This window comes from Streptomyces sp. NPDC058683 (genome assembly GCF_042716195.1).
In the GTDB taxonomy this organism is placed as follows: Bacteria; Actinomycetota; Actinomycetes; order Streptomycetales; family Streptomycetaceae; genus Streptomyces.
Window position 1 is genome coordinate 13,436 of the sequence record NZ_JBHXSK010000035.1, and the last position, 17,995, is coordinate 31,430.

At 70.9% G+C, this 17,995-nt stretch carries 19 protein-coding genes; 9 read left to right on the forward strand and 10 right to left on the reverse strand.

Annotation, left to right across the window (positions count from 1 at the left end; all coding sequences use genetic code 11):
* Window positions 1–1,239: a MurT ligase domain-containing protein gene (locus ACFWXC_RS33255; protein WP_384484402.1), complete on the reverse strand. Its 1,239-nt coding sequence runs from the start codon at window positions 1,237–1,239 to the stop codon at window positions 1–3.
* A gap of 151 nt (window positions 1,240–1,390) precedes the next feature.
* On the opposite strand from ACFWXC_RS33255, the gene def reads away from it, so the two are divergent.
* Window positions 1,391–1,930, forward strand: coding sequence for a peptide deformylase (gene def / locus ACFWXC_RS33260; protein WP_384484404.1), 540 nt, complete (start codon window positions 1,391–1,393; stop codon window positions 1,928–1,930).
* Window positions 1,931–2,031: 101 nt separating this feature from the next.
* Here def and ACFWXC_RS33265 read toward each other — a convergent pair whose 3' ends face one another.
* Window positions 2,032–2,676, reverse strand: a complete 645-nt coding sequence (locus tag ACFWXC_RS33265) for a TetR family transcriptional regulator (protein ID WP_384484406.1) — start codon at window positions 2,674–2,676, stop codon at window positions 2,032–2,034.
* Between the two features lie 172 nt (window positions 2,677–2,848).
* Between ACFWXC_RS33265 and ACFWXC_RS33270 the strand changes: the two genes are divergently transcribed.
* Window positions 2,849–4,075 (forward strand): acyl-CoA dehydrogenase family protein, encoded by a 1,227-nt coding sequence (locus ACFWXC_RS33270; protein WP_384484408.1) that lies wholly within the window; start codon window positions 2,849–2,851, stop codon window positions 4,073–4,075.
* A gap of 86 nt (window positions 4,076–4,161) precedes the next feature.
* Here the strand turns inward: ACFWXC_RS33270 and ACFWXC_RS33275 are convergent, their stop codons facing one another.
* The 3 genes from ACFWXC_RS33275 to ACFWXC_RS33285 are packed head-to-tail and all read right to left on the reverse strand — an operon-like array spanning window position 4,162 to window position 6,987.
* Window positions 4,162–4,683: a cupin domain-containing protein gene (locus tag ACFWXC_RS33275; RefSeq protein WP_384484410.1), complete on the reverse strand. Its 522-nt coding sequence runs from the start codon at window positions 4,681–4,683 to the stop codon at window positions 4,162–4,164.
* A 7-nt stretch (window positions 4,684–4,690) separates the two neighbouring features.
* Entirely contained in the window at window positions 4,691–5,926 is a 1,236-nt protein-coding gene (locus ACFWXC_RS33280) for a cytochrome P450 (protein WP_384484412.1), read from the reverse strand.
* Window positions 5,923–6,987: a type III polyketide synthase gene (locus ACFWXC_RS33285; RefSeq protein ID WP_384484414.1), complete on the reverse strand. Its 1,065-nt coding sequence runs from the start codon at window positions 6,985–6,987 to the stop codon at window positions 5,923–5,925. Before ACFWXC_RS33285 ends, ACFWXC_RS33280 begins: the two co-directional genes overlap by 4 nt.
* Window positions 6,988–7,171: 184 nt before the next feature.
* Between ACFWXC_RS33285 and ACFWXC_RS33290 the strand changes: the two genes are divergently transcribed.
* A complete protein-coding gene (locus ACFWXC_RS33290; RefSeq protein WP_384484416.1) occupies window positions 7,172–7,840 on the forward strand; it encodes a transcriptional regulator in 669 nt (222 codons plus the stop codon).
* 75 nt (window positions 7,841–7,915) lie between these two features.
* Here ACFWXC_RS33290 and ACFWXC_RS33295 read toward each other — a convergent pair whose 3' ends face one another.
* The 5 genes from ACFWXC_RS33295 to ACFWXC_RS33315 all read right to left on the reverse strand — a co-directional run bounded on the left by ACFWXC_RS33295 (window position 7,916) and on the right by ACFWXC_RS33315 (window position 12,609).
* Window positions 7,916–8,152 carry a DUF6213 family protein gene (locus ACFWXC_RS33295; protein WP_384484418.1) on the reverse strand — a complete coding sequence of 79 codons (237 nt, stop codon included), beginning with the start codon at window positions 8,150–8,152 and terminating at the stop codon, window positions 7,916–7,918.
* A 24-nt stretch (window positions 8,153–8,176) separates the two neighbouring features.
* A complete protein-coding gene (locus ACFWXC_RS33300; RefSeq protein ID WP_384484420.1) occupies window positions 8,177–9,562 on the reverse strand; it encodes an NADP-dependent succinic semialdehyde dehydrogenase in 1,386 nt (461 codons plus the stop codon).
* 75 nt (window positions 9,563–9,637) lie between these two features.
* Complete coding sequence (locus tag ACFWXC_RS33305; RefSeq protein ID WP_384484422.1) at window positions 9,638–10,105, reverse strand: NUDIX domain-containing protein; 468 nt, start codon at window positions 10,103–10,105, stop codon at window positions 9,638–9,640.
* On the reverse strand, window positions 10,102–11,640 hold the full coding sequence (locus ACFWXC_RS33310) for an ATP-dependent DNA ligase (protein WP_384484424.1): 1,539 nt from the start codon (window positions 11,638–11,640) through the stop codon (window positions 10,102–10,104). Before ACFWXC_RS33310 ends, ACFWXC_RS33305 begins: the two co-directional genes overlap by 4 nt.
* Window positions 11,641–11,679: 39 nt before the next feature.
* Window positions 11,680–12,609 (reverse strand): NAD(P)/FAD-dependent oxidoreductase, encoded by a 930-nt coding sequence (locus ACFWXC_RS33315; protein WP_384484426.1) that lies wholly within the window; start codon window positions 12,607–12,609, stop codon window positions 11,680–11,682.
* A gap of 78 nt (window positions 12,610–12,687) precedes the next feature.
* Here ACFWXC_RS33315 and ACFWXC_RS33320 point away from each other — a divergent pair, with 78 nt between their 5' ends.
* From ACFWXC_RS33320 to ACFWXC_RS33345, 6 genes are all read left to right on the forward strand, one after another.
* On the forward strand, window positions 12,688–13,263 hold the full coding sequence (locus ACFWXC_RS33320; protein WP_351698402.1) for an XRE family transcriptional regulator: 576 nt from the start codon (window positions 12,688–12,690) through the stop codon (window positions 13,261–13,263).
* A gap of 91 nt (window positions 13,264–13,354) precedes the next feature.
* Entirely contained in the window at window positions 13,355–14,323 is a 969-nt protein-coding gene (locus ACFWXC_RS33325) for an NADPH:quinone oxidoreductase family protein (RefSeq protein ID WP_384484428.1), read from the forward strand.
* Window positions 14,320–15,501 (forward strand): acyl-CoA dehydrogenase family protein, encoded by a 1,182-nt coding sequence (locus ACFWXC_RS33330; protein ID WP_384484429.1) that lies wholly within the window; start codon window positions 14,320–14,322, stop codon window positions 15,499–15,501. The genes ACFWXC_RS33325 and ACFWXC_RS33330 overlap by 4 nt, the downstream gene beginning before the upstream one ends.
* A complete protein-coding gene (locus tag ACFWXC_RS33335; RefSeq protein WP_384484430.1) occupies window positions 15,498–16,580 on the forward strand; it encodes an acyl-CoA dehydrogenase family protein in 1,083 nt (360 codons plus the stop codon). Before ACFWXC_RS33330 ends, ACFWXC_RS33335 begins: the two co-directional genes overlap by 4 nt.
* Before the next feature lie 227 nt (window positions 16,581–16,807).
* A complete protein-coding gene (locus ACFWXC_RS33340) occupies window positions 16,808–17,671 on the forward strand; it encodes a phosphatidylinositol-specific phospholipase C/glycerophosphodiester phosphodiesterase family protein (protein WP_384484431.1) in 864 nt (287 codons plus the stop codon).
* Window positions 17,672–17,773: 102 nt separating this feature from the next.
* The gene (locus ACFWXC_RS33345; RefSeq protein WP_351733652.1) at window positions 17,774–17,968 is read left to right on the forward strand and encodes a hypothetical protein; all 195 of its coding nucleotides are present in this window, start codon (window positions 17,774–17,776) and stop codon (window positions 17,966–17,968) included.
* Window positions 17,969–17,995 lie beyond the last annotated feature (27 nt).

Genomic DNA, 17,995 nt, shown 5'->3' on the forward strand with positions numbered 1-17,995 from the left:
TCAGTTGCCGACGCGGCGGCGCAGGTCCTGGAACGCGGTGTAGTTCGCGATGACCTCGATCCGGCCGGGCGGGGCCATCTGCACGGCCTGGTCGAGGGAGTCGCAGACCTGGAAGTGCTGGTTCGCGACCTCCAGCCGCACCGCGAGGTCGAGCTTGCGGTCGCCGAGCACGAAGATCGGGTGGCCGGTGAGGCGGGTGTAGTCCACGTCCCACAGCCAGGAGGTGTCGGTGCCGTCGGCGCCGCGCGCGTTCACGGAGAGGATCACCGGGGTCGGCGGCGGGTCGATCAGCGAGAACGTCTCCAGCCAGCCGGCCGGGTTCTTCGCGAGCAGCAGCCGCAGGTCGCGCCCCTGGAACTGCACGACGTCGTACCGTCCCGCGACGGCCTGCACCTGGTACATGCGTTCCAGGGCGACCTGCGGCGGCACCCCGAAGACGGCGGCGACGGCGGCCGAGGAGGCCGCGTTGGCCTTGTTGGCGCGTCCCGGCAGCTGGAGATGGATAGGCCAGGCGGACCCGTGCGGGTCGAGGACGTGGTCCCCGGACAGCACCCAGCTGGGCGTGGGGCGCCGGAAGCCGCACTCACCGCAGAACCAGTCGTCCCCGGGCCGCTGCATCACGCCACCGCAGGACGGACAGGACCAGGCGTCGTCCTTCCACATCTGCCCGGCGGCGACCCAGATCACATTGGGGGAGGAGGACGCGGCCCACACCACCAGCGGGTCGTCGCAGTTCGCCACGATGACTGCCTTGGAGCCGGCCAGGCCCTCCCGCCAGTTCTCGGCGAGCATCCGGGTCTCGGCGGCCCGGTCGAGCTGGTCGCGGGAGAGGTTGAGCAGCGCGATGCACTTCGGGTCGGTGTCCCGGGCCACCCCGGCGAGGTACTTCTCGTCGACCTCGATCACGCCGAACTTGGCGTCGGAGCCGCCGGCCAGCGCCGAGGTGATACCGGCGGGCATGTTGGCGCCGAGCGCGTTGGAGACGACCGGCCCCGCGGCCTTGAGCGCCTCGGCGATCAGCCGGGTGGTCGTCGTCTTGCCGTTCGTCGCCGAGACGAGCGTGACGTCCAGGTTCTGGGCGAGCCGGGCGAGAAGGTCGGGGTCGAGTTTCAGTGCGACCCGGCCGCCGATCACGGATCCGCTGCCGCGTCCCGCGGCCCGGGACGCCGCCGCGACCGCCTTGCCCGCGGTCACGGCGATCTTGGCCCGCGGCGTGAGCGGGTCCGAGTTGCCTGCCATCAGTTCTCGATCCTCCTTGACTACGCGCCGCGCCTCAGCCATTCGGCAACGTGGTGTGCACCTCAGCCTATCGAGATCCATTCGCACACCCGAATTCCGGCCCTCGCCTGCGCGGCGGGCGGGGGCCGATTCGAACCGTACCCTTGCGACCATGCGACAAGGTTCCATTCCGGGCGCCCGTGGGCGGGTCCGGCCCCTCACCCTGCTCGGCGACCCCGTCCTGCACGCCCGTTGCGCGGAGGTCACCGACTTCGGCCCCGAACTCTCCGGTCTGGTGGAGGACTTGTTCGCGACGATGTACGCCTCCGAGGGCGTGGGCCTGGCGGCGAACCAGGTGGGGGAGCCGCTGCGGGTGTTCGTCTTCGACTGCCCCGACGACGAGGACGTCCGTCACCTGGGCCATGTGGTGAACCCCCGCCTGGTGGAGACGGACGGCGTGACGCTCCGCGGCCCGGAGGGATGCCTGTCCCTGCCGGGCCTGGAGGCGGGGACGGAACGCTACGACCACGCGGTGGTGGAGGGGTTCACGGCGACGGGGGAGCCGGTCACGATCCACGGCACGGGCTTCTTCGCGAGGTGCCTGCAGCACGAGACGGACCATCTGGAGGGCCGTGTCTATTCCGACCACCTCTCGGGTTGGCGCAAGCGCAAGCTGATGAGACAGGTGGCCAAGTCCTCTTGGCGCCGGTGAGCGTACCTACCGGTTTTCAGGGGCGCGGGGCCGTATCGATGTGCGGCTACGGCCGCGTGGGCGCGACCGGCCCCCACGCACCCGCACCCGAAACCCAGCCCTCAGAACCCAGGACCGCCGATCTTGTCCCCCGCCGCCGCCAACCGCCCCCACAACAGATCAGCCAAACTCTTCACCAACTCTGCACGGGAACAGGGCCGCTCCCCCAGCCACCAGTCCCCGGCCGCATGCATCATCCCGACGATCCCGTGCCCCCACACCCGCGCCAGCTGCTGACTCCCGGGGCCGAGATCCAGCCGGTCCTCGATGACCTGCGCCAGTTCCTCGCCCATCCGCCGCAGCAGCGGAGCCGAGTGCTTTCCCACGTCGAAACCCTGGTCGGTCCCCGTGCTGCCCTCCGCGGGATGCATCAGGAACCGGTACACCTGAGGCCGCGCCTCGATCGCCGCGAGGTACGTGTCCAGCGTCGCCTCGACCCGCTCACGGCGCTCCGCGGGAGCGTCCAGCGCATCCCGGAGCGAGTTCAGCAGGGCATCCGTGTGCCGCTTGGCCAGCGCCGCGTACAGGCCGCCCTTGTCGCCGAAGTGGCGATAGAGGATCGGCTTGGTGATGCCGGCCTCCGCCGCGATCGCGTTCATCGAGGCCTGTGGGCCGTCGCGCAGCACCACCCGGTCGGCGGCCTCCAACAGCTCTCGCCGTCGGCGGTCGGCGGACCGCTGCTGTTCGGTCCGCTGTGTGGTGTCCATGTGCTCTCCCCACCCCGTGCTGTTTCGGTGACGCCTGCGCAAACTAACACCTGACAGCCATCCGATCTCGAACTGGCTGCCGAGGTGACCTTGGGAGTTGACTTTTCCTACCGACCAGTAACAGACTCTTGTTACCGCTAGTAACACATTATGCGCCGCCGCTGGAGGGGTCATGGCCGAGTTCACCATGGAGCTCAACGACGAACAGAAGGAGGTCCGGGACTGGCTGCACGGTTTCGCCGCCGACGTGATTCGCCCCGCGGCCGCCGAATGGGACGAGCGTGAGGAGACTCCCTGGCCGGTCATCCAGGAGGCCGCCAAGGTCGGCATCTACTCCCTCGACTTCTACGCCCAGCAGTACTTCGACGCCACCGGCCTCGGCATTCCGATGGCCATGGAGGAGCTGTTCTGGGGCGACGCGGGCATCGCGCTCTCCATTGTGGGCACGGGTCTCGCCGCCGTCGGCGTCCTCGCCAACGGCACCGAGGAGCAGATCGGCACCTGGATCCCCCAGATGTACGGCGATCCCAACGACGTCAAGGTCGCCGCGTTCTGCTCCTCCGAGCCCGACGCCGGCTCCGACGTGGCCGCCATGCGCACCCGGGCCGTGTACGACGAGGCCAAGGACGAGTGGGTGATCAACGGCACGAAGACCTGGGCGACCAACGGCGGCATCGCCAACGTCCATGTCGTCGTCGCGGTCGTCGACCCGGAGCTGGGTTCCAAGGGCCACGCGTCCTTCATCGTGCCGGCGGGGACCCCCGGGCTGGCCCAGGGCCAGAAGTTCAAGAAGCACGGGATCCGTGCCTCGCACACCGCCGAGGTCATCCTGGACGGCGTCCGGGTGCCGGGTTCCTGCCTGCTCGGCGGCAAGGAGAAGCTGGACGAGCGCCTCGCCCGGGCCCGTGAGCGGGCGAGGACCGGCGGCGAGCGGGTCAAGAACGCGGCGATGGCGACGTTCGAGGCGAGCCGCCCCGCGGTGGGAGCGATGGCGGTGGGTACCGCGCGGGCCGCCTACGAGGTCGCCCTCGACTACGCCAAGACCCGCGAGCAGTTCGGGCGGCCGATCATCGACAACCAGGGCGTGGCCTTCCAGATCGCGGACATGCGTACGTCCATCGACGCGGCCCGGCTGCTGGTGTGGCGTGCGTCGTGGATGGCGGTGAACGGGAAGCCGTTCACCGCCGCCGAGGGCTCGATGTCGAAGCTGTTCGCCAGCGAGACCGCGAAGAAGGTCACCGCCCAGGCGATCCAGATCCTGGGCGGCAACGGGTACACGCGGGAGTATCCGGTGGAGCGGATGCACCGCGATGCGGCGATTTACACCATCTTCGAGGGTACGAGTGAGGTGCAGCGGCTGGTGATCGCCCGTACGTTGTCGGGGATGCCGATCCGGTAGCGCCGTTCGGGTTCTGCGCGATCCGGTCCGCGGGTACGTTGTGGCTGGTCGCGCAGTTCCCCGCGCCCCTGACGGGGCGCTCCGGCTCACTGGTGTTTCAGTGGCGTCAGTTGCTCGATGTCGTAGCGCCTTCGGAGTTCCTCGATCGCCTCGTGGTCCGGGGGGCCGTCGCTGCCAAGGATCTCCAGCAACTCCTCGAAGTAGCGCTCGTGGTCCGGTGGGGGAGACGCCTGGAAGAACATTCTCGCCGGGGTGTCCGTCGGGTTGGCGAAGGCGTGCGGGCAGCCCGGGGGTACGACGATCACCGTGCCCGGGGTCGCCCGCACCACCCTCGTGCCCGAACCGGACTCCCACTTCTGCCAGTTGTCGGGAGTGCGGATGCGGGGCTCGAAGGCGAGCACGTCCAGCTCGCCTTCGAGGACGTAGAACAACTCCTCGCTGCGGGTGTGCACATGGGCGCCCACGTCGAAGCCCGGCGGGACCTCCACCTCGAAGGTGGAGGCCGTCCGCGAGTGCGTGCCCGTCACCTTGAAGGTGACACGCTGGGCCGGCGTGTGGACCACGCGCCCGTGACCCGGCGGTACGAGGAGTCCCTCCGTCGCCGTCACGGGGCCCTCACCAGGTCACCGGAAGGGCCTCGGGTCCCCGGATCAACGCGCCCTTCCTGAAGGGGACCTGGTCCGGGGGCACGGCGAGCCGCAGCCCGGGGAGCCGGTCGAGCAGGGCGTCGACCAGGAGTTCCTCCTCCAGTCTGCCGAGCTGGCCGCCGGGGCAGTAGTGCGGGCCGAACCCGAAGGACACGTGCGGGTTGGGACTGCGGGTGAGGTCGATCGTCTCGGGGTCCGGGAAGACCTCCGGGTCGCGGTTGGCGGCCAGGTACGAGACGTAGATCGCGTCGCCCGCACGAATCCGCACGCCCTTGATCTCCACGTCCTCCACGGCGATCCGGGACAGTCCCACCGCGCTGCGGTGCGGGATGTAGCGCAGCAGCTCGTCGATCGCCCGGGGGCGGATCTCCGGCTCGGTGCGCAGCCGGTCGAGGAGGTCGGGGCGGGTCAGCAGCAGGTAGAACATCTGCCCGCTGTTGTTGGTGACCGCCTCGCCGCCGATCTGGAGGAGGACGGCGAGACCGACGGCCTCCTCCAGCGTGACCTCGCCGCGGCCCACGGCCGCGCCCAGCAGGGAGGCCACGTCCTCGCCCGCACTGCCCTCGCGCAGGGCGATGAGGTCGCCGAAGTAGGCGCTCATCTCGCGCTTGGCCTTCTCGCTGATCTCCTTGCCGTGGCTGGAGGACAGGATCAGCTGGGTCCAGATGTGCATGGTGTGCCGGTCGGCGGCCGGAACGCCCATCACCTCGCAGATCACCGCGATGGGGAAGGGGCTCAGGACCGTCGCCGTGAGATCGGCGGGCGGGCCGTCCTGGACGAGTTCGTCGACGAGCTCGTCCAGCATCCCGCGCGCCTTCTCACGAACCCGCTCCACGCCCTTGGTGGTGAGCGCGGAGGCCACCGACCGGCGCAGCCGGGTGTGGTCGGGCGGGTCCAGGAAACCGACCGCGCCGCGGTCCGGGATGAAGTGCGGGGCGAGCCGGGTGACCGGCTGCTCCATCACCGCCTCACGGCTGAACCGGGGGTCGTTGGCCACCATCCGTACGTCGTCGTACCGGGTGACCAGCCAGGCCCAGCCCTCGCCGTTGGGCAGCTGGATCCGGGTGACCGGACCCTCGCGCATCAGCTCGGCCAGGGTCGGGTCGAAGTCCACCCCCGCCAGGTCCGGCACCTCCCAGTGCCGGACCGGGCAGGCGGCCCCCGTGGCGGAGTCCAGGGGTTCGCTGAGCGTCTTCTCGGTCATGCCGCCTCTTCGTCCGAACGCCGCCAGCGACCCAGCGACATTTCCGCGGTGATGCCGGGACCGAAGCCGGCCAGCAGGCCGCGCGCCTGGTGCTCGGCACCGCCCTCGTCGAACATCCGGCGCAGTGCGTCCAGGACGACCGCGCTGGCGATGTTGCCGTACTCGGTGAGCGTGGCCCGGCTGAACCGGAACGCGTGCGGCTCGACCTGGAGGAACTTGCTCAGGTCGTCCAGGATTCGTGGCCCGCCCGCGTGGACTATGTAGAAGTCCAGGTCGGACGCGTTCCAGCCGTGCAGTCCTGCCAGGTCCTGGAGGGCCGGCGCGAGCGGCTCCATGGTCGCCGGGACCCGCTTGTCCAGCAGGAAGTGGAACCCGGTGGCCCGGACGTCGTACATGATCCACTCTTCGGTCTTGGGGATCAGGTACGAACCGTTGCGTTCGAGCTCGACGCCGGTGCCGCCCTTGCCGCGGACCACGGCGGCGGCGATGCCGTCACCGAAGAGGCCGTTGGAGAGCAGCGAGCCGATGCCGAGGTCGGTCGGCTGGTAGCACAGCGAGCAGAACTCGCAGGCCACGATGAGCGCGTTGGCGTCCGGGTACGCCGAGCAGAAGTCGTGCGCCCGGTTGATCGCCGCTCCGCCGGCCGCGCAGCCGAGCTGCGCGATGGGGATCTGGCGGGTGGTGGAGTCGAAGTCCATCTCGTTGATCAGCCACGCGGTGAGCGAGGGCATCATGAAGCCCGTGCACGAGACGTAGATGATCACGTCGATGTCGCTGGTGAGCAGCTCGGCGTCGTCGAGCGCTCGTTGGATGACTGCGGGGACCCGGGCCTTGGCCTCGACCTCGTAGAGCTTGTTGCGCTCCTCGAAGCCGGGGTGCTTGAGGGTTTCCTCGATCGGCTGCACGATGTGCCGGGTGCGAACGCCCGTGTTCTCGATCAGTCTCAGCGCCAACGGCAGCTGCGGGTGGTTCTCGTGGTGGGAGCGCGCCAGTTCCAGCGTCTCCTCCATCGTGATCACGTACTCCGGGACCGACACTGAGGGTTTGCACAAAGTCGCCATGAACCGTGCCTGCTTTCAGCCTTCCGGCGGGTTTGGGCCCGGCCGGTCAGAAGGTGGTTCACCTCAGGAGGTGGTTCCCTCACGATCACCCGTGAGGGCGATGATCTCTCGCCGGACTACTCCGAACCGGTGACCCCGTGTCAGGGTCGGAGCAGCACCGATCAATCCCGACGAGGAGGAAGCAATGCCCCGCACGGCCGCGGAATTGCTGAAAACGACCAGGTCAGAGCTGGCCCCGGACCCGAACGCGAATCCATTTGTTCCCCCCGTCGCCAGCGGCCGGGCGAGTCTGGAGACGCTCGCCGCACTGGCCCTGGAACAACACCACGTGATTCCCGCCGACCACCGCGCGTTCCTGCATCTGGCGCAGCGCGCCACCGAGGAGCCGGCGGCCGCCGGGTTCTTCACCATGCTGGCCGAGGGCGAGGAACTGGCGGCAGAGCGGCTGGGCGCGTTCACCGAGGCGTGCGAAGTGGATGAACGGCGCATGCAAGCGTACGAGCCCCTACCGGGCTGCCAGACGTACCCGGCGTACATCTCCTGGCTCGCCCTGAACGCAACCCCGACGGACGCCGTCCTGGCCATCACGGCCAACTTCGCGACCTGGGGCACGTATTGCGCCCGCATCGCCGAGGGCCTGCGCACCCACTACGGCTTCACGGACGAGTCCTGCGCCTTCTTCGACTTCTTCGCGGAACCGGCCCCGGCCCTGGACCAACAGGCGGAGGCGGCGGTGGAGGCGGGGCTCAACTCGGGCAGCCTGCACGAGAAGCGGGTGTACACATACGGCCGCCTACTCCAGGAATACGAGGAGATGTTCTGGAGGTCGCTGAGCTCAACCCACCTGCTTTAGGGGCGCGGGGCTGCATCGAATTGCGGCTACCGCCGCGTGGGCGCGACCAGCCGAACTCGACCCGTACTCGCCGTCTCACCCACCCTGCCCACTGCTATGGGCGATACAAGCCACGTCGATCCGATCGGCGAGCTTCGCGAGCTCAATGGTCAGCGCGGCCACCGTGTCCTCGTCCAGCCCGCTCTCCCCGGCCTCCACCAGCCGGACCCACCGTCCGCCCACGGTCCGCAACAACTTACTCACGTCGGCCGCGGCCACCTGCAAGGTACCGCGGTCGTCGACGATCAGAGGCAGAGTCACTTCCCGGTTCACACCCGGATCGTAGCCGCGCAACCGTCACGCACCCTGCCAAACGGTGGTGATGTTGCAGAACTCCCGGATTCCGTGCCCGGACAGCTCACGCCCGTATCCGGATCGCTTCACACCCCCGAACGGAAACGCCGGGTGGGAGGCGGTCATGCCGTTGACGAACACGCCACCGGCCTCCAGATCCCGTACGAACCGGTCCACCTCGGCCTCGTCCCGTGTCCACACGTTCGAACTGAGCCCGAAGGGCGAGTCGTTGGCGATGAGGACCGCCTCGTCCAGGTCCCCGGCCCGGTAGAGCGTGGCCACCGGCCCGAACGCCTCCTCGCGGTGGATGCGCATGTCGCGGTGGATCCCGGCGAGCACGGTCGGCGGGTAGAACCAGCCGGGCCCCTCCGGCCGCTGCCCGCCGCACAGCACCCGCGCACCCGACCGCTTCGCGTCGTCGACGAGCTCCTCCAGGTCGGCCCGCCCCTGCTCGCTCGACAGCGGCCCGACGTCCGTCTTCTCGTCCATCGGGTCGCCCGTCCGCAGGGCCTCCATGCCCGCCACGAACCGCTCGGCGAAGGCGTCGTACACGTCCGTGTGCACGATGAACCGCTTGGCGGCGATGCACGACTGCCCGTTGTTCTGCACCCGCGCCGTCACCGCGATCCTCGCGGCGCGGTCGATGTCCGCCGAAGGCATCACCACGTAGGGGTCGCTGCCGCCCAGCTCCAGCACCGTCTTCTTGATCATCTCGCCGGCGGTGGCGGCGACGGCGCGGCCCGCGGGCTCGCTGCCGGTGAGCGTTGCGGCCCGCACCCGCTCGTCGCGCAGGATGTCGTCGACCGCCCCGGAGCCGATCAGCAGGGTCTGGAAACAGCCCTCCGGGAAGCCCGCCCGGTGGAAGAGGTCCTCCAGGTACAGGGCGGTCGCCGGCACGTTCGACGCGTGCTTGAGCAGGCCCACGTTGCCGGCCATCAACGCCGGCGCGGCGAACCGGACCACCTGCCAGAGCGGGAAGTTCCACGGCATGACGGCCAGCACCGGCCCGATGGGGCGGTAGCGCACCCGCACCCGGGACGCGCCCGAGTCCTTCACGTCCGTCTCCGCCGGCTCCTCGTCGGCCAGCAGCGCCTCCGCGTGGTCGGCGTACCAGCGCATCGCCTTCGCGCACTTCGCGGCCTCCGCGCGGGACTGCGCCAGCGGCTTGCCCATCTCGGTGGTCATCGTGCGGGCGATGTCGTCCCGGTCCGCGTCCAGCAGGTCGGCGGCACGGTGCAGCAGCCGGGCGCGCTCGGCGAAGGCGCTCGTGCGGTACGTACGGAACGTCGCCTCAGCCAGTTCGAGCCGGCGTTCGAGTTCGTCCTCGTCCATGGCCTCGAACGTTTCGAGCGTCTCGCCGGTCGCCGGGTTCACCGTCGCGATGGGCATGGCTGACCTCCCTGGGAGCGGGTTTGCTTCGACCTTCGCGCGCGGCCCGGTGGACCGCAACGTGTGCGCAGCTGTTCAGTCCGTGTGCTCGGCCAGCCGGTCGAGAAACGCGGCCTGCGCCTTGACGATCACCTCGCGAGCCCGGTCGGGGCCGAGCCAGGCCACCCGGTCCAGCTCGGGGAACTCCTGGATCCGGCCCGACCGCGGCGGCCACTCCATCGTGAAGGTGCCGGGGTCCGCTGCGGCGGGGTCCAGGTCCGCCTCGACCGCCCACACCGTCACGATCTTGCCGTTGCTCTGCCGGACCTCACCGAGGGCGATCGCCTCGCCGTCCGGCGGCGCGAGGCCCAGCTCCTCCCGGAACTCACGGCGGGCCGCCTCCCAGGCGGTCTCGCCGGGCTCGTACTCGCCCTTGGGGACGCTCCACGCACCCGCGTCCTTCTTCGCGAAGTAGGGGCCGCCCATATGGCCGAGCAATACCTCGACGCCGTGCTCGGTGTGCCGGAACAACAGCAGTCCGGCACTTCGCTTCGGCTCCGTCAACGCCGTACCTCCGGGTGGGCGGCCAGCAGGGTCTCCACCGTATCGGCCTCCTGAGGCCGCTTGTCCTCGCGGTAGCGGACGACCCGGGCGAAGCGGAGGGTGACGCCGGCCGGGTAGCGGGAGGACTTCTGCAGGCCGTCGTAGGCGATCTCGACGACGAGTTCGGGGCGTACGGTCACCACCCGGCCGTTGTCCGACACCTCCAGCTCTTTCAGCCGGGTGGTCCCCCACTCCAGCATCGCGTCGGTCATGCCCTTGAAGGTCTTGCCGAGCATGGCGAAGCCGCCGTCCGGGGTACGGGCGCCGAGGTGGAGGTTGGAGAGCCTGCCGGTGCGCCGGCCGTGCCCCCACTCGGCGGCCAGGACGACCAGGTCGAGGGTGTGCACCGGCTTGACCTTCAGCCAGGAGGCGCCGCGCCGGCCCGCGCTGTAGGGGGCGTCCAGGGCCTTGACGACCACGCCCTCGTGGCCGCGCTCCAGGGTGGCGGCGAGGAACTCCTCGGCGGCCGCCGTGTCCTCGGGCCCGGACACCAGCGCCCGGCGGACCCGCATCGGCTCGGGGACCAGCCGGGCCAGCTCCGCGTGCCGTTCGGCGAAGGGAAGGTCGAGGAGGTCGTGGCCGCCGACCGAGAGCGCGTCGAAGAAGACGGGGGAGACCGGCACCTCCCGAGCGGCCTTCGCCACGTCCGTCCGGGAGCCGACCCGGCCCGCCGTCTCCTGGAAGGAGCGGGGGCGGCCGTCGGCGTCGAAGGAGATCACCTCGCCGTCCAGGATGAACCGGTCGCCTCTCAACTCCAGTGCGGCGGCGGTCACTTCGGGGAGCCGGTCGGTGATGTCGTCGAGGGTGCGGGTGTGGATCCGCACCGCGCTGCCGTCCCGGTGGACCTGGACCCGGATGCCGTCGAGTTTCTCCTCGACCGCGCAGGCGCCCAGTTTCCCGACCGCCTCGGCGACCGAGGAGGCGGTGTGCGCCAGCATGGGCAGCACCGGGCGGCCGACGGTGAGCCGGAAGCGGGCGAGGGCCGGCGGGCCGTCCGCGAGCAGCGCCTCGGCCACCGTCTGGAGGGACCCGGCGAGCATCACCGCCCGGCGCACGTCGGCCGCGTCCGCGCCGGTCGCCTGCGCGAGCCCCTCGACGGCCACCGCGTCCAGGGCGCCCTGCCGTACCTCACCGGTGATCAGCCCCAGCAGGAAGCGCTGCTCGTCGGCGGTCGCCGCACCCATCAACTCGCCCACGATCCGGGCGCGTTCGGCCTGTGAACCGGGCCCGGCGACCCTGCCCAGCTCGGTGAGCCGGGCGTCGACCTCGCGGACGGTGAGGGACGGCTCGGCGGCCGGCGGGACCGGCCGGCTCAGCACCTTCCAGCCGACGCCGAGGCGGCCCTGCGGGAGACGGCCCGCCAGATAGGGGATGACGACCGGTACGTCGTCCGGGGCCGTCTCCCGGAAGAGGCCGGCGAGCAGTGCGGTCTTGCGGGACCGGGCCGCGGTGGCGGCGACCTCCCGGGACACTTCGGCGAGCCGGGTCAGCAGCATGCAGCCATGGTGCAACGGGTGTGCCTGAACTACACCCGCCTACACCCGCACGGCGGCGTCCAGGTCGGCGAAGAGCAGCTCGCCGTTGATCGCCGCACCGGCGCGGTAGCCCCGGCTGGCCGCGTTGACCACCTGCTCGGCGAAGCCGCTCGCGTTGCCGGCCGCCCACAGCCCGGGCACGGTCGTCAGCCCCCGCTCGTCGATCACCGGGTAGGCGCCGAAGGGGGTCTGCGTCATCTCCGCGCCCAGCCCGACCAGCAGGTCGTTCCGCGGGACCGGCCGCGGGGCGACGAACAGGGCCTCCCGCGCGTGCACGCCGCCGTCCGAGAGCCGTACGCCGGTGAGCCGGTCGTCCTCGACGCGCAGCCCCGCCACCTCGCCGGGCACCACCCGGACCCCGGCCGCGGCCAGCCGCCGCCGGTCGTCGTCGGTCAGCTCCGGCTCGGCGACCTGGTGCAGAAAGAGGGTGACGTCCTTGGACCACTGGGTGACCATCAGCGCCTGGTGCACGCTCATCGGGGTCGTGGCCAGGACGCCGAAGGCCTGGTCGCGGACCTCCCAGCCGTGGCAGTACGGGCAGTGCAGCACATCCCGGCCGAACCGCTCGGCGACGCCGGGCACGGGCGGCAGCTCGTCCTCGAGGCCGGTGGCCACCACCAGCTGCCGGGCCCGGACCTGCCGTCCGCTCGCCAGCGACACCGTGAAGTCACCGTCCCGGGACGCGTCCACCGCCCGGTCCCGGACCAGCTCCACGCCGTACCGCGCGATCTCCTCGCGGCCGACGGCCAGGAACTCCGCGGGCGCCATGCCGTCCCGGGACAGAAAGCCCTGCATGTGGGCGGCGGGGGCGTTGCGCGGCTCGCCCGCGTCGACGACCAGGGTGCGGCGCCGGGCCCGGCCCAGGACCAGCGCGGCGGACAGCCCGGCCGCACCGCCTCCGACGACGACCACTTCGTACGTATCGGTCATGGTGACCACCTCCGTCGGCGACGGTCGTGCATCCGGGGCCGGATTGACAAACGTCTTTGCCGAAACTGCAATACCTCCATGACCACGGACGACGTTCTCGCGGGGGTGGGCCCCCGGCTGCGCAAGCTCCGCAAGGAGCGGGAGGTGACCCTCGCCGCCCTCTCCGAGACCACCGGCATCTCGGTCAGCACCCTCTCCCGGCTGGAAGCGGGGCTGCGCAAGCCCAGCCTGGAGCTGCTGCTGCCGATCGCGCAGGCCCACCAGGTGCCCCTGGACGAACTGGTCGGCGCCCCGCCGGTCGGGGATCCCCGGGTGCGGGCCAAGCCGATGGAGCGGTACGGCCGCACCTTCTGGCCGCTGACCCGGCAGCCCGGCGGCCTCCAGGCCTTCAAGGTGGTCGAACCGAAGCGGAAGCTCGATCCCGAGCCGCGTACCCATGAGGGCTACGAGTGGCTGTACGTGCTGTCCGGGAAGCTGCGGCTGGTGCTCGGTGAGCATGACGTCGTCCTGGCGGCGGGGGAGGCGGCCGAGTTCGACACCCGGGTGCCGCACTGGTTCGGGTCGACGGGGGAGGGGCCGGTGGAGTTCCTCAGCCTGTTCGGGCCGCAGGGGGAGCGGATGCATGTGCGGGCACGGCCGAGAAGCACGGCGTGACGCGTCCGGCGTACCGCCGGCTGTTCCCTCATTGGCAAGCGACCGCTTAGTATGCGATGGACCCCGACGAAGCAGTCTGTGGAGGCACCGCATGCAGGCATGGCAAGTGCACGAGAACGGCGAGCCGAGCGAGGTGATGCGGCTCGAGGAGGTGGAGCGGCCCACGCCCGGCGACGGCCAGGTTCTGCTCAAGGTGCGTGCCGCCAACATCAACTTCCCCGACGTGCTGATGTGCCGGGGTCACTACCAGGTGCGCCCGCCGCTGCCGTTCACGCCCGGCGTGGAGATCTGCGGTGAGACCGAGGACGGGCGCCGGGTGATCGCCAACCCCGTGCTGCCGCACGGCGGCTTCGCCGAGTACGCGGTCGCGGACGCCGCCGCCCTGCTGCCCGCGCCGGACGCGCTGGACGATGCCGAGACCGCCGCCCTGCACATCGGGTACCAGACCGGCTGGTTCGGCCTGCACCGCAGGGCCGGACTCCAGGCCGGCGAGACGCTGCTCGTGCACGCCGCCGCGGGCGGGGTCGGCAGCGCAGCCGTACAGCTCGGCAAGGCGGCCGGGGCCACCGTCATCGGTGTGGTGGGCGGCGCCGACAAGGCGGCCGTGGCCCGCGAGCTGGGTTGTGACGTCGTCGTCGACCGGCGCGCCGAGGACGTGGTCGGCGCCGTGAAGGCGGCCACCGGCGGCCGGGGCGCCGACGTGGTCTACGACCCGGTCGGCGGCGAGGCGTACACCCAGTCGACCAAGGTCGTCGCCTTCGAGGGACGGATCGTGGTCGTCGGCTTCGCCAGCGGCACCATCCCGAGCCCGGCGCTCAACCACGCCCTGGTGAAGAACTACTCGATCCTGGGCCTGCACTGGGGCCTGTACGCCACCAAGAACCCCAAGCTGATCCTGGACTGCCATCAGCAACTCACCGAGTTGGCCGCCAAGGGTGCCATCAAGCCACTGGTCAGCGAGCGGGTCTCGCTGTCCGGGGCCGCGGCGGCCGTGCAGCGGCTCGGCGACGGCGTGACCACCGGCCGCGTCACCGTCGTACCGACGGGAGCCGCGGCATGACCGACGCCTCGGAACTCCAGCGCCGCACAGCCGAGTTGCTGGCCGCGCACCCGCCCGCCACGACGGACCGGCTCGACTTCCTCAAGGCCCGCTTCGACGCGGGACTCGCCTGGGTGCACTACCCGGAGGGCCTCGGCGGCCTCGGCGCCCCGCGCTCCCTCCAGGTCGTCGTGGACGCCGAGCTGGAGGCCGCGGGCGCGCCTGACAACGACTCGCGCCGCAACGGCATCGGACTCGGCATGGCCGCACCGACCATCCTCAAGTACGGCACGGACGAACAGAAGCAGCGCTATCTGCGGCCGCTGTGGATCGGCGAGGAGGTCTGGTGCCAGCTGTTCAGTGAGCCGGGGGCCGGCTCCGACCTGGCCGCACTGGGCACCCGGGCCGTCCGTGAGGGCGACGACTGGATCGTCAACGGCCAGAAGGTGTGGACCTCCGGCGCGCACAACGCCCGCTGGGCCATCCTGATCGCCCGCACCGACCCGAACGTGCCCAAGCACGCCGGCATCACCTACTTCATCTGCGACATGACCGACCCGGGCGTGGACGTCCGGCCGCTGCGGCAGATCACCGGTGAGGCCGAGTTCAACGAGGTCTTCCTCACCGACGTCCGCATCCCCGACTCCCGCCGCCTCGGCGAGACCGGCGACGGCTGGCGGGTCGCGCAGACCACGCTGAACAACGAGCGCGTCGCCATCGGCGGGATGCGGCTGCCCCGCGAGGGCGGCATGATCGGCCCGGTCGTGAAGACCTGGCGCGAACGCCCCGAGCTGCGCACCCACGACCTGCACCAGCGGCTGCTGAAACTGTGGGTCGAGACCGAGGTCGCCCGGCTCACCGCGGAGCGGCTGCGCCAGCAGCTCGTCGCCGGACAGCCCGGCCCCGAGGGCGCCGGCATGAAGCTCGCCTTCGCCCGCCTCAACCAGGAGATCAGCGGCCTGGAGGTGGAACTGCGCGGCGAGGAAGGCCTGCTGTACGACGACTGGACCCTGCGCCGGCCCGAACTGGTGGACTTCGTCGGCCGCGACGCCGGCTACCGCTACCTCCGCGCCAAGGGCAACAGCATCGAGGGCGGGACCAGCGAGGTCCTGCTGAACATCGTCGCCGAGCGCGTGCTGGGCCTGCCGGCCGAGCCCCGCACCGACAAGGACGTCGCCTGGAAGGACCTCGCCCGATGACAACACAGCCCGACCTGCTGTACTCGGAGGAGGAAGAGGCGCTGCGGGCCGCGGTGCGGGATCTGCTGGCCGACCACTGCGACGCGCCGGGCGTCATCGCCCGCACCGAGTCGGACGCCCCGCACGACCTGGCGGCCTGGAAGGCCCTCACCGAGGGCATGGGCCTCGCCGGGCTGCTGGTGCCGGAGAAGCAGGGCGGCCAGGGTGCTTCGCACCGCGAAGTCGCCGTCGTTCTGGAGGAGTTGGGGCGGGCCGTGGCGCCCGTACCGTATCTGACCAGTGCCGTGGTGGCGACCGAGGCGCTGCTGGCCTGCGGTGACGAGGAGCTGCTCGGGAAGCTGGCGTCGGGGCGGACGATCGGTGCGCTGGCCGTGGGGCTGCATGTTGCTCCGGGGACCGACTTCAAGGGCGTACGCGTCGAAGAGGGCCGCCTGCACGGTGAGCTGACCGGCATCGCGGACGCGGTCGTCGCGGATGTGCTGCTGGTGCCGGGGGACGACGGGGGGCTGTACGCCGTCGAGGCGGCGGCCGTCACCGTCACCCCGCAGGTGTCCTTCGACCTGACCCGGCCGCTCGCCACGGTCACCCTCGACGGAGCCGCCGGACGCCGGGTGGGCGACGCCGAACCCGCCGTACGGCGGGCCCTGCGGGCCGGGGCCGGGCTGCTGGCCTCCGAGCAGTTCGGTCTCGCCGAGTGGGCGCTGACCGAGACCGTGCGGTACCTCAAGGAGCGCAAGCAGTTCAACCGGCCGGTGGGCGGGTTCCAGGCGATCAAGCACCGGCTGGCGCAGCTGTGGCTGGAGGTCGTGAACCTGCGGGCCGCTGCGCGGGGCGCGGCCGATGCGCTGGCCTCCGGCGGGGATGCCGATGTGCTGGTGGCCGTTGCGCAGGCCTACGCGGGGCCGGTTGCGGTGCGGGCGGCGGAGGAAGCGCTGCAGTTGCACGCGGGGATCGGGATGACCTGGGAACATCCGATCCATCTGTACCTCAAGCGGGCCAAGGCGGATTCGATTGCCTTCGGTACGGCGGGGGTGCATCGGGGAGCCTTGGCCGAACTGGTCGATCTCCAGGGGCCGTGATCTAGCGGCTGTCTGGTGCGGGTGTGTGGGGGCTGGTCGCGCACACGCGGCGGAGCCGCATATTCGATACAGCCCCGCGCCCCTTTCGGGGCGCCTGCAGTGAGGTCCGTATGAAGTGAACCGGGGGCGGCAGTCCAGCCAATTCCCTGCGCAGATACACCAATTGGCCCTTGCTCGAACGCATACTCCCTTGGGTCCCTCAAGGCCCTACAAGGGAGGCAGAGCACATGGCCCTCACCACCCGTCGCAGAGCCCTCAGCACCCTCGGCGCCGCCCTCGCGGGCGCTGTCGTGCTGCCCGGCGCACAAGCCTGGGCGGGCGGCGGTCACCGCGGACCGCGTCCGCTGTGGCGTGCCCACGCCCACAACGACTACGAGCACACCCACCCCCTCTTCGACGCCCTCGGCCACCGCTTCGGCAGTGTCGAGGCGGACATCTTCCTTGTCGGCGACCAGCTGCTCATCGGCCACACCGCGGACGACCTCGACCCGAGCCGTACCCTGGAGTCCCTCTACCTGGACCCGCTGGCCCGGATCGTGAAGGCCAACCACGGTTCCGTCTACCGGGGCCGGCGCGAGCCGCTCCAACTGCTCATCGACATCAAGACCGAGGGATCGTCGACGTACCTCGAACTCGACCGGCATCTCCGGCGCTACCGGCACCTGTTCACGACGTACGCCCACGGCCGCGTCATCCCCGGGGCCGTCACCAACGTCATCTCCGGTGACCGTGCCGCGCGTACGCCGATGGAGGCGCAGACCGTGCGCCGGGCCTTCTACGACGGCCGGCTCACCGACCTCGGCACCTCGGCGCCCGCCTCCTTCGTCCCCCTGATCAGCGACAACTGGCAGCTCAACTTCACCTGGCTCGGGGAGGGCGCGTTCCCCGAGGCCGAGCGGCAGAAGCTGCGCGCCATCATCGGCCAGGCGCACGACCGCGGCCAGACGGTGCGCTTCTGGAACACCCCCGACGTGGCCGGGTCCGCCCGCGACGCGCTGTGGAGCGAACTGCTCGCCGCCGACGTCGACTTCTTCAACACCGACGACCTGGCCGGCCTGGAAGCCTTCCTGGACACCCACCGGGCGTCGTAACACCACCCGAACGGGGCACGTGTCGACCGCACGGGCCCACCCTCCGCTACGCCACACTTGCGGCCGAACGCCCTGAAACGGGCGTGGCGGAGGAGGTTCGCGATGGCCGTTTCCATCTCTGTGGTGCTGCTGCTTCTGTTCCTGGCCGTGCTCTTCATGCGCCAGGGTGCGCTGAAGATCTCGCACGCCCTGGTCTGCATGCTGCTCGGCTTCTATCTGGCCAGCACCAGCATGGCGCCCACCATCAGCAGCGGGCTCACCGCGACCGCCGACCTGGTGAGCAGTCTGAAGCCCTGAGCCGGCGGTCGGAGGCCGCCGGCCCAG

Excerpts from the sequence above, each read along its gene's own strand:
- ACFWXC_RS33280 (WP_384484412.1), bottom strand. The coding sequence starts at position 5,926 with ATGACCGAGAAGACGCTCAGCGAACCCCTGGACTCCGCCACGGGGGCC.
- ACFWXC_RS33265 (WP_384484406.1), bottom strand. The coding sequence starts at position 2,676 with ATGGACACCACACAGCGGACCGAACAGCAGCGGTCCGCCGACCGCCGA.
- ACFWXC_RS33320 (WP_351698402.1), top strand. The coding sequence starts at position 12,688 with ATGACCACGGACGACGTTCTCGCGGGGGTGGGCCCCCGGCTGCGCAAG.
- ACFWXC_RS33300 (WP_384484420.1), bottom strand. The coding sequence starts at position 9,562 with ATGCCCATCGCGACGGTGAACCCGGCGACCGGCGAGACGCTCGAAACG.
- def (WP_384484404.1), top strand. The coding sequence starts at position 1,391 with ATGCGACAAGGTTCCATTCCGGGCGCCCGTGGGCGGGTCCGGCCCCTC.
- ACFWXC_RS33270 (WP_384484408.1), top strand. The coding sequence starts at position 2,849 with ATGGCCGAGTTCACCATGGAGCTCAACGACGAACAGAAGGAGGTCCGG.
- ACFWXC_RS33340 (WP_384484431.1), top strand. The coding sequence starts at position 16,808 with ATGGCCCTCACCACCCGTCGCAGAGCCCTCAGCACCCTCGGCGCCGCC.
- ACFWXC_RS33315 (WP_384484426.1), bottom strand. The coding sequence starts at position 12,609 with ATGACCGATACGTACGAAGTGGTCGTCGTCGGAGGCGGTGCGGCCGGG.
- ACFWXC_RS33330 (WP_384484429.1), top strand. The coding sequence starts at position 14,320 with ATGACCGACGCCTCGGAACTCCAGCGCCGCACAGCCGAGTTGCTGGCC.
- ACFWXC_RS33290 (WP_384484416.1), top strand. The coding sequence starts at position 7,172 with ATGCCCCGCACGGCCGCGGAATTGCTGAAAACGACCAGGTCAGAGCTG.
- ACFWXC_RS33325 (WP_384484428.1), top strand. The coding sequence starts at position 13,355 with ATGCAGGCATGGCAAGTGCACGAGAACGGCGAGCCGAGCGAGGTGATG.
- ACFWXC_RS33255 (WP_384484402.1), bottom strand. The coding sequence starts at position 1,239 with ATGGCAGGCAACTCGGACCCGCTCACGCCGCGGGCCAAGATCGCCGTG.
- ACFWXC_RS33335 (WP_384484430.1), top strand. The coding sequence starts at position 15,498 with ATGACAACACAGCCCGACCTGCTGTACTCGGAGGAGGAAGAGGCGCTG.
- ACFWXC_RS33285 (WP_384484414.1), bottom strand. The coding sequence starts at position 6,987 with ATGGCGACTTTGTGCAAACCCTCAGTGTCGGTCCCGGAGTACGTGATC.
- ACFWXC_RS33310 (WP_384484424.1), bottom strand. The coding sequence starts at position 11,640 with ATGCTGCTGACCCGGCTCGCCGAAGTGTCCCGGGAGGTCGCCGCCACC.
- ACFWXC_RS33345 (WP_351733652.1), top strand. The coding sequence starts at position 17,774 with ATGGCCGTTTCCATCTCTGTGGTGCTGCTGCTTCTGTTCCTGGCCGTG.